The sequence below is a fragment of the Tenacibaculum haliotis genome (assembly GCF_025215075.1).
Lineage (GTDB): Bacteria > Bacteroidota > Bacteroidia > Flavobacteriales > Flavobacteriaceae > Polaribacter > Polaribacter haliotis_B.
The window spans coordinates 1-14,996 of sequence record NZ_JAOBTH010000014.1; the positions used below are offsets into that span (position 1 = coordinate 1).

The window sequence follows — 14,996 nt, forward strand, 5'->3', positions numbered from 1 at the left end:
TATCTTCTTTATTTTGTACCCATTTGTTGATTTCTCTAGAAATTGTAGAAGGTGTTCTACCAAGAGTTTTAGCAATATAAGCTTTGGTCTTTTTTTCGTTTAAAAGAGTCTGAATAATCACTCTTTCTTTAAGGCTAAGTCTTCTGTGTTTTTTTACTGTCATTTTACAAATCTATAATTTTAGATTTGTTGCGTTAAGTTATTGAATACAGCAATGTTTTTTCAGCTTGTGGCTAACGGTTTTGTGTATGATTAGTGGCGTGTTTAAACAACTAATTTAGCAAATAAAAACCAAATAGAAAATCCGCGAGGATTTTCGTAAGTAGGCGAGAACTAGCCATTAATTATACACGGTGTTGGCAATAGTTTTTTTATTTTTCAAATTTATATGGTGATTCTAAAAAGTCAATAATCACTTGAGGATATTTGGCTTGTATAAAATCAATTAGATTAGCTGCAAATGGCAAAATACTATCATTCTTAATTCCGCTATTTATATTATTCCAAGTAGTCGGATAATATCTTGAAATCGTGCCGAAAATATATGAAACAGCAAACATTTTCGAGATGTCGTTTAAGAAGATTAAAGAACCAAAAGGTGGAATAACGTAAGGGTCTCCAATTACTTCAAATGCACTTTTCCATTTTTGACATAAATGTGGTGGTGCAGGACATTCAAATGTAACATTGGTAATATTATTTGATTCTGAAATTGTTTGATTCTTAAACAGCATTTCTGGAAAAATTTCACTTACTTCTCCTTTTCCGTGAAGTTCAATTATAGTTTTATTGTCTTTGTGCTTTAGAGTTTTTAATTGTCGAGAGGGAATTTTAGTTCCTAACCAAGATTCAACAGATTTGGTCAAATCTGGAAATGAATATGATAAATCTTTTAGACTAAATTCAAATTGGTCATTCAAAATCACATATTCAGCGTGCCAGTTAATTCCACTACTACCAGCTCTAAAATAAGATTTATTATTTGTAGCAGAAATCAATTCTCGGAATGTTCCATTTGTAGTTTTTATAATAATGTTCTCTAATTTTCCTGATTTTTCAACATCAGTCCAATTCGTTATTTTTAGTCCGTGTGAAGGTTTAATATTATTTTCTCTTGCTTCTTTATTTAAAATTAAAATCAGTCCTCTGCTCAATGAAACTATTCCGTAATAAAGAAGTAAAGGTTTTACAGAAATATCAGCAACTTTTACAGATTCAAAATAACTTCTTCCTTGTTTAAAAGCAGAAGTTATTTCGTAAGCTTTTGCTGAATTTAGTTCAAAGTCATATTTTTTCTTAATATATCTTTTTACTAAATCCTTGCTTTCAAATTCTCTTAAAAAGTGCCAAGTTTCGTTCATTCTCAAATTATTGCCAACGGCTTTGTGCTTATAGTTTGTTGCGTAAATTTAGCGAAAAAATAATAGATAAAACACAGACTTTTACGTTTGCGAGGTTTTTCCGCAGGAAAAACTGTAACCGCAATAAATTATGCACATTGTTGCAAGTTGTGGTTTTTCGGTTAATAATTCCGTTTTAAGTTTTCTGGTATTTTCAAAATTTAGCGTTTGAGTAAACAATTCCGCAAAGATTTTCAATTCCGCAAAGTTGCTAAACTCCGTAAGAGTGATTTTTTGCGATCAGTTCTGTTTTTGTCAATTTTTTAAAATTCCATTTGAGTAAGAGTTCCGCAAAGTTGCTCTAAAATTGTGATTGTTATTTTTCTAGTGTTGTGTTAAAAAAAGTAATTTAACCAATAACAAGTTTTATAATTAGTCTTTCATTATAATTTTTTCGTAAAACAACGAACTACCTCCTAAAACAATTCCAAAAAATAAAATTAGTTTTCCGTAAGACCAATTTTGAAGATTAAATATAGTACCGAGAATTATTAAAGAAGCTCCAATCTTTTGATTTATTTGGAGTATCCGTTTTGTTCGTTTGTTTGTCATAGCATTTTATTCAATTTGAGCAATTTTTCGCCATTACTTGCAACGTGTTTGTGTATGCTTTGTTGCGTGGTTTAAGCACTAAAGTTAGTAAATACAAACCGAATAGAAAATCCGCGAGGATTTTCGTAAGTAAGCTAGAACTAGCAATAAAATATACACGGTGTTGGCGTGTCGTTATTTATTCAGTTGTTTCAAATTCTTTCAATGTTTTCCCATTTTTGAGTTTCCATTCTTTCAGTCCATTTGCATTTCTTCCCATTATTATTGCAGCAGCTGTTGATGGACTTGAAAACTCATAATCTTTGTCAAATACTAAACCTTTTTCAGTTTCTATTATGGTTTTATTGTCAATCAGTTTTTGTCTTATGTTGATTAGTGATTTTTGCATTGAATCGACTGTATTTCCTGCAATCTCACTTGTTTTAAAAACGATAAAACCTTTTGAACTAGGAATTCCAATTCCATTTGCTCCTCTAGCACCTTTTATAAAAAAGGAATTCGATTTTTTGTTTTTTGAAGTTTCAGCATTTACAAGACTTTCAAAAACTCGATGACCTAAAGTATTTGTCAAAAGTTTAATGTTTTCAATAAACTCTTCCATTTCGGCAATTTCAGATTCAGAGATTGAAGATTTGGAAGGAATTGTATTGTTCTCAAGTTCGTAATAGTTTACTTTTTTCGTTATTTCATATAAACGACTTTCTAAATATTTTATATGAGCTTTATTTAAGTTCTCATCTTTACTAATAAACAAAATAACTTCTGACCAAAATTCTTTTTGTGAAACGTGTTGTTTTAATCTTTCAATAATTGTTTCAGCTTCTCCAATATAAACTATTCCTTTTCCGTCCTCATTTTCTCCAAATAATAAATAGATTCCTGGACTTTTTAAGTCTTCACGAGAATAAGAGTCTTTGATCATTATTCTCGGAATTTTGTATGCTTTTCCTGTCCAATTAGAAAGTTCGCAAGTCATTCTTCCATTTGGTTCTCCGTCAATAAGAAATAACTTTATTGTCTTTCCGAATTTTTTCATTTAGTTCTGGTTTTTAATGCACGCCAACGGTTTTGTATAAGATTAGTTGCGTTGTTTGAACACCTAATTTAGCAAATACAAACCGAATAGAAAATCCGCAAGGATTTTCGTAAGTAGGCTTGCACTAGCAATTAATTTTATACGTTGTTGCCAGCTGTATTTATTTTATTTCTGTCGCGATTGCTTCCAGTTTTTCAGTTAATTCAACAACTTCAATAATAGTGTCTCTATTTTTTGCACTAAAATTTTCCATATTAGTTACTCGTATTGCTGTTCCTGCCATACAAACCATTAGCATATTTGTAGTTCCAGCTCCAATTTCATTAAAGTCAATATCGGTAGAGATAACTGCATTCCCTCCATGTCTTACAGCTTGAACTCTTAAATCTGCTTTACACAAATTTGTAGCTCTTCCAATTTTCCTATTTGTTGTTTGCGAACCAGAACCAAAAAAATCATTAAATGATCTTGACAATTCAGTTGCGAATCCTGTTCCAGATGTGGTTTGAGCAGAAATCATTCCTAGAACTTCGTAGTCCCAATTTACAGGAGAAGGACTTGTCATAATAGGAATATAATGTATTATTTGTTGAAGACGCCTTTCAATATCTACTTTTTCCTTTCTAAATTTGTCTGCAATTTGTTTTAACAAAGGTTTAGAACAATTTGAACAATATGCTCCTTTATCTTGTTTTAAATGTTTATTAATAAATTCCACTTTAGATTCAAGAAGTAAATCTGCACTAAAAAAACCATTTAATGATTTATTGCAATTCGGACAATTTTCGTAGTTCATAGTTTATTGTTTTTGAGTTGGTTCCTATATTGCTGGCAACGGTTTTGTGTATGATTTGTGGCGTGTTCAAGCAACTAATTTAGCAAATAAAAACCGAATAGAAAATCCGCAAGGATTTTCGTAAGTAGGCGAGAACTAGCCATTAATTATACACGGTGTTAGCAAACGTAATTTTTACATTTGTAAGTTCAAATTCAGTTTTGCTCCCAAAGCATTAAAAATTCTCATTACGGTTTCAAAAGTTACATTTCCTGTACTATTTTCAAGTCTAGAAATCTGAGCTTTTTTTACTCCAACTAATTCTCCTAATTGCTCTTGAGTTAATTTTCTTTTCTTTCGAGCAGTTTTAATCATATCTCCAATTAATTCAAGTTTTAACTCAAATTCATATTCTTCTCTTTCTTGAGTTCCCTTTTTTCCAATTAAAAGGTCTTCTGCTTGGTCTAAAGTATAACTTTTCATTTCTTTTTATTTTTAAAATACGTTTTTCTAATATTATCAGCTTTGTCGATTTCTTTCTTATCTACTTTACTGGTTTTCTTAATAATTCCGTGAGTAGCAAATACTAAAGTTTCTGTTTTATTATCCTTGTCCCAAAATGCTAAAAGACGATATTGAATTCCTGAATATAGCGTTCTAAATTCCCAAATATCATTAGTCAATTTTTTGAAAAACTTTGGGTCAGATTGTTGCTCGGCTCTTCTTATATTCTGAAATATTTTCTTTCTAGCTTTAAGATTTTGTTTTTCAATAAATTCAAAAGCCTCTTCTAGTAATTTAGTTTCAAATCGTTTTATCATTTTTGTTTCAAAGTCAAATATGATACAAATATAAAAAAAAGTTTCGTTAATTGTAAACTTACGAGTGTTTTTTTATGTTTGCTAACGTTTGGTATATGATTTGTTGCGTTTTTGAAGCACCTAAAATAGTAAATAAAAACGGAATAGAAAATCCGCCAAGGATTTTCGTAAGTTTGTAAATCACCAGCAATAAATTATATACGGTGTTATGTTTATCGGTTTTGAGTTCTAAATAATCTTTCTATTTGAAATTTTTTTCCGCTCTTTTTTCCCGCTTCAAAGCTCAATATTTTTTCCGCTTTCAATGCTCAAATTCCCTATTTCTCGTTTCCGCTTTAAATTCCCGCTGTTGTGCTAAAATCGTTTCTTTCCACAGATTTTTCCAGCTCAAATTTTATTTTTAAATGATTCTTTAATTTTTCCGTTTTATTCAATTTTTAGATCTTCGCCGTTGCGCTAAAATCCTTTCTTTCCACAGATTTTTTTCCCGCTCTAATTTTAAGTTTTAAATGAATCTTTAATTTTTCATTCTATTTTTAAACTAGTCTTAAATGATTTTTAACGGTGCAATTTTCTCTTAAAATGGAGGAGAAGATATTTTCATTTTTAGCTTTTGAGTATTTCTTTTCGGCATATAATTATGTCAATTTACTTTTTAGAACTCCTAAAACACAAATTAGGAATTTCTGGCTGAAATTCCGCCGTTAAACATAACGGCTTTGTGCTTATAGTTTGTTGCGTAAATTTAGCGAAAAAATAATAAATAAAACACAGACTTTTACGCTTGCGAGGTTTTTCCGCAGGAAAAACTGTTTAGCAATAAATTATGCACATTGTTGCCTGCCGTTATTTTATTTCCTTCAAATATACCTCTAACCAATTTATGAAATCCGTTTTCTTATTTTCATCAATTCTTTCTATAAGAGTTGGTAAATAAGAAGAGCATTTAACTCTTTTTTCTTCCGGTTTTTTGTTTTCTAAAGTTATTAAAATCCTTCTTATTTCAGAACTTAAATCTCTCTTTCTTTTATCTACCCACTTCTGAGGCGTTTTAAAGTAATTTAGTTTGTTGATGTCTACTTTAGATTTAAAATTGATATTTGGATTATCTAAATAATTCCAAACATTATTTTTTAAATCTGACTGAGGGCTTTCGTTAAAATATATTTTATAAGAAATTGTTTTTAGAATCTTTTGAGCATAACTTCCTTCCCGATCAGTTAGCTTTGAAATTTGTTTAGGTAGCCATACTAAGTTTGGTATAAATGAATTTGTTATTGGGACTGTTGAAGCAAGTCTTTTTTCTCCATTTTGTAATTCTCTCCATATATGTGAAGCTACAAATCCTTTTCCTAATTTCTTTCCGTTGTATTCTTTTACTTTTCTCCCATCTACAAAAAGAGGTTTAATAATTCCTTTAATTAATGAATTATCATCTCTAAGATATCCTTCATTATTCGAAAATCCCCATTCGTCTTTACCTGTATCTGGTTGTTTTCTTCGAGACGATGAATCTCTCACAACAAAAGGTAGTAAGATAGGTAATTGTTGGTATATTTCTTTCGGAATCCAAATTGATAAATCGAGGATTAAACGTTCTATTAATTCTTTATTGAAATCATCATTTTCAGTATTAGAAAGAAGAGTTTTCTGAATGTAATGATATATAATATTTTCTCCGTTATTCATTCTTCGTATTCGTGGTTTTTAATGGCTGGCAACGGCTTTGTGCTTATAGTTTGTTGCGTAAATTTAGCGAAAAAATAATAAATAAAACACAGACTTTTACGCTTGCGAGGTTTTTCCGCAGGAAAAACTGTTTAGCAATAAATTATGCACATTGTTGCCCACAGTAGTTTTTTTCGGTTAATAATTCCATTTTTTGCTTTCTAATATTTTCAAAATTCAGCGTTTGAGTAAACAATTCCGCAAAGATTTTCAATTCCGCAAAATTGCTAAATTCCGCAAGAGTGATTTTCTACGTTCAGTTCTGTTTTTGTCAATTTTTAAAATTCCGTTTGAGTAATAATTCCATAAAATTGCTCTAAAGTTGGGATTGTTATTTTTCCAGTGTTGACAGAAAAACGTAACTTAAATTAGAGTTATTCTACAATTAATTTCTTGCTTTTTAACTCAGAATTGTTTCCGTCTGAGTGATTTCCGCTATTGTGGGCAACGTGTTTGTATATGGTTTGTTGCGTGGTTTAAGCACCTAATTTAGCAAATAAAAACCGAATAGAAAATCCGCGAGGATTTTCGTAAGTAGGCAAGAACTAGCAATAAATTATATACGGTGTTGGCAATAGTTATTTGTTCCACTTTAAGTTTAAATCTTTAATTCCGATTTTTTTCAGCCATTTGTCAAGTTCAATTTTTAATTGGTTTGTATTTTCTATAAAAGAACCAAAATCTATTCTTAAATTACTAATATATGGTGAATCTTTTTTCAAATGTAACTCATCTGCTTTTTTAGAGTCCAAAGTTCTCGAGATATCCATTAATATAAACTGTTTATCTACTGTTGTTCCCAATTTAGAATAAGTTATTTCGTCAGGAAATATCTCTCTCAACTTATTGGAAATTTTATTCGGCATAAGTGGATTGTGTGTATATTCAGAAATATTAATTTGTTTTACCGCTTCTTCAGTTAGATATATAGGGAATCCGATAACATCATTTGTATTCAATAATGATATTTTTAATTCTTTTTTCTCATTTCCAAGTGAAAATATATTTCCATCGGTAATATATGCGCTTGAAGACGATCCATTTTCATTGTTCCTTAGCGAAACTAAAAAGTCAAATTCTTGAAAATCTTTGATTAATTTCAAAACCAAGTCAAGTTGTTTCTTTTGTACTTCTCTAAAATAAAATAGTTTATAAATCTTTAAAGAAACATAAAGAGCAATAATTGAAAATATAAAAGATATAATTTTCGTGTAATCTAATATTTGGTCTAAATATTCGTTCATTTTATAATTATTGCCAACGATTTTGTGTATGGTTAGTTGCGTGTTTTAAGTACTAAAGTTAGTAAATAAAACACAGATAGAAAGTCCGCGAGGATTTTCGTAAGTGGGCGAGAACTAGCCATTAATTATACACGGTGTTGGCTGTAGTTAATTTCTATACTTTATTTTTCTTTCTATTGTTTGGTATTTTTTCCATTTTCCATTTTTCAATTCATAATTAGTTTTTCTTATCCAATTATTCTTTTTGTCATATTTATAAGAATATTTTTTTCCATTGGATTCAATCAAATCACCATTTTCATTATACTTTAAATCTTTAAACTTTCGTTCATAGAATTTAATTCTCATCTTATTTTTTGAGATTACTTTTCCATTATTATTTAAAACGGATATTTCAACAATATTTTTGTCATAATCATAAACAGCTGTTTCTATTCCTTTGAAATTATTTTCTTTAAGTACTAATTTGATTGGATTTCCTTTTTCGTTATTTTCGAGTGAGGTAATTCTGAAAATTTGATTTTTAGAATTCTTTTCAATTGTTTTAACTAAAAAATTATTTATATCATAAATATATTCTGCAATTCCTGAACGATAACCAATTGATTTGTTCCAAGTTTCATATTTTCTGCCTAAACTTCTAGTTTTAGTGGAGTCGTATTTCACATTCAGTCTTGCAGTTAATTTTCCTCCTTCATCATATCTTAATTCTGATTTTAACATATTCTTTTCATTAAAACTTGAAACTCTCCGTTTTCGTTCAGTTTTATTTTTTCTATAATATGTTACTTTTGATGTTATTTTTTTTACAATAAATTCTTGCTTTATGTCATATTTTCTGTCGTGATTTATTGCAGTTGCAATACTTTGACTAAAACAATTAAAAGTCGTAAATGTTAATATGATTAGTATCAGTTTTTTCATTTTCATAATTACAGCCAACGTGTTTGTGTATGATTAGTGGCGTGTTTAAGCACCTAATTTAGCAAATAAAAACCGAATAGAAAATCCGCGAGGATTTTCGTAAGTAAGCTAAAACTAGCCATTAATTATACACGGTGTTGGCATACGTTTTTTATATTTTTCGGAATAACGGTTCTTTTAGTTTCTTATCAAAATGTAATAAATCTGCTAGTTTTATATTGTTCAACATTAGTCCAGAAAATCCTGAATATTTTAAAATTAATGAACAAACTAACAAATGAAGTTTATAAACGATATGATGTAATTCGTATGCTTTTGGGTCATTTTCTGCATCAAATGGAATTCTGCCGTGTAGAAAATCATTTCTCATATTTATACACCTTTCATCGTCTTCACTCAATTTTATGTTTAAGAGTTTGAATGAAAGTAAAAAGCTATCTCTATTTCCGACTTGATTTATCTGTTCTAATTTATTCAAAACCATCTTTTTGCTATTAAATTCAGATTCGGGAATAGCATCTACTATTTTTTTTAATTCCTTGATAGTATTACTAGCTTTCTTTTTTATTTTGAATGGGTTTATTTTTTCTTCATTTTCTTCTATGATTATATTTTTAACAGTTTCTAAAGCGACTGAATATGTGGAAGCCTTTATTTCTATAGGATATTGACAACTTTCAGACATAATTCTAATAGCCCTAAATAGTCTTAAATCCTTTAGACTTTTATTTACTAAATTTTGAAAAATTTCTTTTTCCAAATACGGCCTAATTTTTTTAGATTCTGATAATTCCCAATATAATTGAGGGTCTAATGCAGGAATACCTGATATTGAATTTTCTAATTTTTTATAATTGAAAGAAGTTATTTTCTCAAAACTAGAATCATTATATTTTAGAATTATAATTTCATCTCTAAAGAGTTGCCCACTAACTAAACCAAAACAATAAGTAATTGCTGAAACGTAGTTTTCGAAATCATTGCTTTGTAATTTGTCATAGCTTTCAATTACCAAAGATTCAACTTCATTTACTTTGTAGTCAAAGATTCCAATTTCCTTATTATTGATTACGATATTTAAATAGCCCGCAACCCTAATTGACGAACCAACATTGAAACCTTCAGATTTTATATATCTAATTGGAAGTTTATGAAACTTTGGTTTTGGTATTATAGCTCTATGAACTCCAGCAGAGTTATTGAATGAACTTGATTTTAATTCTTGAATTTCTCCTGTGGACGTAAATCCTTTTCCGATTTTTAAGTTGATTAGACCTGCACCATTATAAGCGCTAAAATGAAATTCATCATTTACTAATTCAAAAGGGTCTTGATAACCATAGCTTTTGTGTTGATATTCCACAGGTGGTCCTTCTGGTAATATTTCTCCTGCGGAATACTCAAAGCATCTTTTTCCTTTTTCTAGAGAACATTTTATGGTGTTTATAGTTGGATATTTACTTTTAATGATGAACTCTTTTTTAGAAAATAAGTTCGTCAAGAAATCATTAGTTTGAACTAAATTTATTTTTGCTCCTTCAAGTTTAATTTTATCTAATCTGTTCAATTTTTCTCAAATGTATGCCAACGGTTTTGTGTATGATTTGTGGCGTGGTTTAAGCACTAAAGTTAGCAAATAAATCACAGATAGAAAATCCGCGAGGATTTTCGTAAGTAGGCTAGAACTAGCCATTAATTATACACGTTGTTGTGCATAGTGCTTTTCACGTTTAGCTTGGTTTTCCAATGTTTGTTATTTAGTTCGGATTGAGCGTTGGCAAGACATACTCTTTTGCAATTTTGGACTTTAGTGTTGGCTGTAGGGAATTGCAAATGTGTATGGCTTTAAGCGTTGGACTTATAAATTTTCATTTTTTTCTTAACTTGTTTTTTATCTACATCTTTTAAGGTTAAGCCAACATAATCGCCTTGGTTTGCCACCTTTCTTTTTTTATTAAATGACTCAATTCCTATTATTTTTGACTCGAACTCCGGTAAAAATTCTGGGTCTATTATTATCGATTCATCAATTGCTATTTCATCACATTGTATTTGTCCTAATACAACTGTACCTTTTCCTGTTATAGAAAAGACATCTTCTATATTCATTATAATTTCGTTACTCATTTTTTTATTTCTAGTATTCTAACGTATTTGTCTAATCCACCAATTTTCACAGTATCTCCAACAGATTTTCCGTTTAAAGCAACTCCTAAAGGTGTTTTTATATTTATTTTTTGAATTCCATTAGATTTTTCAACTTTAGACACTACTTGGTCTACTAAATGAACTTTTAAATCTTTATTAATATTCAAATATTTTACTTTGACTTTACTATTAACGGTAATTGTTTCTTTAAATAATGTTGTTTGAACATCTTCTTTTTTACTAACAGCTTCAATGGTTTTTTTTAAATCTTTTTTAAGGTTTGGTGAAAGTTTAGAAAGTTCATTTTCAATAATTGTGATATTATCTGTAAATGCTAGATTTGTTTTTGATTTATCTTCAAAAATTGATGGACTGCTGTTTTCAACACTTTTTATAAATTCAACTAATTTTTTTGTTTCCTTTTGTGGGTTTCTCCACCAATTCGTACTCCATATTCTATGAAACACAAAGCCGTGTCCTTCAAGAATCTTTTGTCTGTGTCTGTCGTGTAAATACGCTTCTTGACTTGAGTGGTAAGCTGCACCATCACATTCTATTGCGATTTTTGGAAGGCCAATATGTTTCGTGTCGTAAACCATATCAATTCTAAAACCTGCAAATTGAAGTTGGGGAATAATGTTTTTTTCGTCAAAATGTTCAATTAATGCTTCATAAACTTCTTCTTCAAATGGTGATTCGAGGTCTCCATTTAAGTTGTCAATTGTAGTGCTTTTTGTAGAATTTTCCGCTAACGTATTTAAGACCGAAATTCTAGCTTCATTGTCTTGTTCACTAACAGCTTTTGAGTACGCTAAATAAGCATATAAAGCACCTCTTCGATTATTTGAACCTTCATTTATTAAGTGCTCTTTGTAATTTAAAAACACATCTTCAGGGATTGAAGAACATACATATACTTTATATTTTGCTCTTGTAACAATTACGTTTAAAAGTTTGTAACCTTTTTGATGATTTATTGAACCAAATCTTTGGGCAAACTTTCCTTCTTTATTAATACCGTAAGTGGTTGAAAGAATTATAACATCTCTTTCGTCTCCTTGAATATTTTCTAAATTTTTGACAAAAAATCCGTTTTCTTCTAGTTCAATTATTTTGTCGTTAAAATCTCTATATTTTTCAAATTTTCTTCTTTCATTAATCTTACTTAAAATTAGGTTTCTTTGAGTGATGTTGAAAGTTGCTATTCCAACTGTTGGATATTCTCCGTTTGGAAGTCTTGAAATATTGTTATCAATTATAGATAGAATTGTTTCAGCTTCTGCATCATTTGAAGTGTCAGAATATGTGCCATTTACAGGAACATAATTTATTGGAATATAATCAAAACTGTTTGGAAGTGGTTTTAACCTTTGATTATAAAAGGCATAATTTGAATAATCAATTAGGTAAGGATGTCTTGAACGATAATGAAAGTCTAAATGTTTTTTCTCAAAACCTAATTCGGATGCAAAATCAAGAAGGGATTCACAATCTGAAAGTGAATTGCTTATATCGTTTTTAATTTTATCTATTTCGTCTTCAAATTCATCTTCATCATCAATCAAACCATCAAATACTTTACTGAAATAATTTGAAGGTGGCATTTGGTGTTCATCTCCTGCAATGATAATTTGTTTCCCTTTTAAAAGTGCAGGTAAATTATCTTCTAATTTTAATTGACTTGCTTCATCAAACATAACAATATCAAAATATTGATTTTTGCCTTTAAACAAATTACTTGCTACATCTGGTGTTGTTAGAATTATTGGGAAAAAAGTTGTGAATAAATCCATATCCAACTTTACTATTTCTCGTAATGATAACCGTTTATGTCTTTTACCTGCTCTTTTATTGTACAGATTTTCAACAGCTAAATTTGGATTTTTATTATCAAAATCTCTGGTTGCATCTATTTGTCTTGAGAACCAGTATTCTTTAATATATTTAATCTGTTCCTTTTCAAGTTTAGACAAGGAATTTCCTAATTCAATATGGTCGTTATCATTTGTTGGTAAATCTGTATTAGCAGAATTTACAAGCATAGAGTTTAGATAGAATAATAAAAATGTTTTTCTCCAATTTGTTTTTTCCTTTAATTGGTCAATTATTAGTTTATTATCTGCTGATAATGAATTGTAAAATTGAAACCACTTAAATTCAATAGAAAAAAGGTCATTTTCATTCGCGAAAAATTGTTCTTTGGAATCTAATGATGCCTGAATTTGAGAATTTAACACGTTGTGAGAATCTCCACTCAATATTTTTTTAGTCCAATTTTGCTCTTTTATTTTCGTCTTTAAATTTTTGAAATTTGTTTTTATTGTTTGTAGTAGTTCTGTGTCAAATTCCTTTTCAGTTGAATTAAGTAAGTTTAAGTTATTGTACTCATTTTCTATCTTTGCCTTAAATTCTTTATCAATTCTCTCAATAGTTATTTTATAGCTTTTAAGAATGTCTCGATTCTTTTTAATTGAATTAGAGAAATCAATACTTTCAAAGTCTTTGCTATTGCTTGTTTTTAATGAGTATTCTTCAAAAAGTGTATTTATTGTTTGTTGGTCAGAAATTGTAGTTTTCTTTTCTTTAGAGAAGATAGAAATAGTTTTAAATAAAAAACCATTTGTTTTTTCTTCATCAAAAAAATCGTTGTTTGATTTGTGTTTTGTTAGGATATTATGGATAGAATTTTCAATATTATTAATTGAGGTTTTTTGTAAGTTAAATTGCTCATTTCTAATTTTGTAATATTCTACCTCATAGTTTGAAATATCATCTAATATGATTTTTAACTCTTTTTTATAGATTGAAAAATCTTCCTCAATTTGTTGTTCTATAATAAATGGATTGTCTCCAACTAATTTTTCAGAGTTAATAAATGAAATTGTTAAATGAGGTCTAAACTCGTCATATAAACTCTGTCCTTTTCTTATTAGTTCTAATAATTGATTTAGTTCAGATGATTCATAACTGAATTTGTCTTTTGCTATATCAAGATTATATTCTTCTGAATTGTCTTTTAATTCTGATAATAGAGAACCAACAATGTGAGTCCAATTTTTATTGCCGACTATATTCGCTCCTAATTTTTTATGTTTCTTATTTATTGAATCAATTAAGTTTTTTGACTTTTCAATTATGTTGTCTAAAGTTTCTTTGGAATGAGTATATCTATATCTTCGATATGAGGAATTATCAACTCTATCCCTTACAGAATCAACTGCGACTCTTCTGTCTTTAACAATGTCTTTTATTAAAACGCATTGATAATTAAGACCTTTTTCATTTAGTGCATTGTGAAGCACTTCTAAAGCTGTTCGTTTTTCACAAACAACAATTGTTTTTTTATGATTTTCTAGAGCATTTACTAAAATAGCTGTAAGCGATTGACTTTTTCCTGTTCCTGGAGGTCCTTGAATTAAGATATTTCGAGATGCTTTTAAAGAATGTAAAATTCCTTGTTGTGAAGGGTCAGTTTCGACTGATGATATTGGTTGAAAAGTGTGCTCTTCCATATCTTCAAGGTCAATTGTAGCGCCTTTTAATTCTAGTAAATTGCCATAATCGCGAATAATATTTTGCTTTTGAACCTCGAAAATTGAAAAAAGCCCTCCAAAATCTATAAACGAATTATTAGATGTTAATGGTAGCTTTTCATAATGTTTTTTGTCTGGAATAGATTTTATTTGATTCAGCTTTTTCTCAAATGTTTCACGAAGGTCATTTGGAATTGAACTGTTTATTGATTCTATAATATTTACACAAATATCTAAAAGTTCACTTTTATCAATTAAGCCGTCATCTAAAAAATCCGTTGAAATTTGGTTAATCTCAATTTTGGAATCATTTTGTAAATGATTTATTAAAACTTCATTAATATAAATTGGGTCATCTTCTGTTCGTCGTATTTCCCACGTATTAAATTCTTTTGTTCTTCTAATTCTTAATGACCAAATTAAAATAGGTGCAACAGTTAATTTGTTATCTGATTGGTCACGCCTTACAAGTATTGGAAAACCAAAACCGAATGTATTTATTCCTTTTTCTGATTCTATTGCATCTGTTTGATTGATAAGATTTTCAAAAGACTTTGTAATTTTTACTAATTGCGTTTGGTCATCTTCAAAAAGTGAATTCAAATCGGGAACATTATCTTTCCAACTAATTTTAAATTTTAAAGGTAATTCGGTTAATAATGCATTAATAAAATTTGCAGGAAGATTTTCGTCAATATGAGATAATCGTGTTAGGTCAAACTTGTATCTTGAACGAGCTGGAATTGCATTTAAATGTACTCCTCTTCGGCTACCAACTTTTAGTCGGTTTTGTAGTTCAATCAGTAGCTTTTCGGTTATCTCCATATTTTTTTTA

13 protein-coding genes are annotated in these 14,996 nt (G+C 29.1%); all 13 read right to left on the reverse strand.

Annotated elements, in window-relative coordinates:
• The coding region (locus N2251_RS13990; RefSeq protein ID WP_376740994.1) for a helix-turn-helix domain-containing protein at positions 1–163 on the reverse strand (163 nt) is incomplete at its 3' end.
• A 208-nt stretch (positions 164–371) separates the two neighbouring features.
• Positions 372–1,361 (reverse strand): YaaC family protein, encoded by a 990-nt coding sequence (locus tag N2251_RS00465; RefSeq protein WP_260584712.1) that lies wholly within the window; start codon positions 1,359–1,361, stop codon positions 372–374.
• Between the two features lie 411 nt (positions 1,362–1,772).
• Positions 1,773–1,952, reverse strand: coding sequence for a GldL-related protein (locus N2251_RS00470; RefSeq protein WP_260584713.1), 180 nt, complete (start codon positions 1,950–1,952; stop codon positions 1,773–1,775).
• A 178-nt stretch (positions 1,953–2,130) separates the two neighbouring features.
• The gene (locus N2251_RS00475; RefSeq protein ID WP_260584714.1) at positions 2,131–2,988 is read right to left on the reverse strand and encodes a GIY-YIG nuclease family protein; all 858 of its coding nucleotides are present in this window, start codon (positions 2,986–2,988) and stop codon (positions 2,131–2,133) included.
• A gap of 160 nt (positions 2,989–3,148) precedes the next feature.
• Complete coding sequence (locus N2251_RS00480; protein WP_260584715.1) at positions 3,149–3,784, reverse strand: heavy metal-binding domain-containing protein; 636 nt, start codon at positions 3,782–3,784, stop codon at positions 3,149–3,151.
• Between the two features lie 174 nt (positions 3,785–3,958).
• Positions 3,959–4,246 (reverse strand): helix-turn-helix domain-containing protein, encoded by a 288-nt coding sequence (locus tag N2251_RS00485; protein ID WP_260584716.1) that lies wholly within the window; start codon positions 4,244–4,246, stop codon positions 3,959–3,961.
• Positions 4,243–4,584, reverse strand: coding sequence for a type II toxin-antitoxin system RelE/ParE family toxin (locus N2251_RS00490; RefSeq protein ID WP_260584717.1), 342 nt, complete (start codon positions 4,582–4,584; stop codon positions 4,243–4,245). Before N2251_RS00490 ends, N2251_RS00485 begins: the two co-directional genes overlap by 4 nt.
• Positions 4,585–5,430: 846 nt before the next feature.
• The gene (locus N2251_RS00495; protein ID WP_260584718.1) at positions 5,431–6,273 is read right to left on the reverse strand and encodes a hypothetical protein; all 843 of its coding nucleotides are present in this window, start codon (positions 6,271–6,273) and stop codon (positions 5,431–5,433) included.
• A gap of 617 nt (positions 6,274–6,890) precedes the next feature.
• The gene (locus N2251_RS00500) at positions 6,891–7,556 is read right to left on the reverse strand and encodes a hypothetical protein (RefSeq protein ID WP_260584719.1); all 666 of its coding nucleotides are present in this window, start codon (positions 7,554–7,556) and stop codon (positions 6,891–6,893) included.
• 147 nt (positions 7,557–7,703) lie between these two features.
• Positions 7,704–8,486: a hypothetical protein gene (locus N2251_RS00505; RefSeq protein WP_260584720.1), complete on the reverse strand. Its 783-nt coding sequence runs from the start codon at positions 8,484–8,486 to the stop codon at positions 7,704–7,706.
• 145 nt (positions 8,487–8,631) lie between these two features.
• Positions 8,632–10,047, reverse strand: coding sequence for a hypothetical protein (locus N2251_RS00510; RefSeq protein WP_260584721.1), 1,416 nt, complete (start codon positions 10,045–10,047; stop codon positions 8,632–8,634).
• A gap of 278 nt (positions 10,048–10,325) precedes the next feature.
• On the reverse strand, positions 10,326–10,607 hold the full coding sequence (locus N2251_RS00515) for a hypothetical protein (protein ID WP_260584722.1): 282 nt from the start codon (positions 10,605–10,607) through the stop codon (positions 10,326–10,328).
• Positions 10,604–14,986: a PDDEXK-like endonuclease domain-containing protein gene (locus N2251_RS00520; RefSeq protein WP_260584723.1), complete on the reverse strand. Its 4,383-nt coding sequence runs from the start codon at positions 14,984–14,986 to the stop codon at positions 10,604–10,606. Before N2251_RS00520 ends, N2251_RS00515 begins: the two co-directional genes overlap by 4 nt.
• Positions 14,987–14,996: the final 10 nt, after the last annotated feature.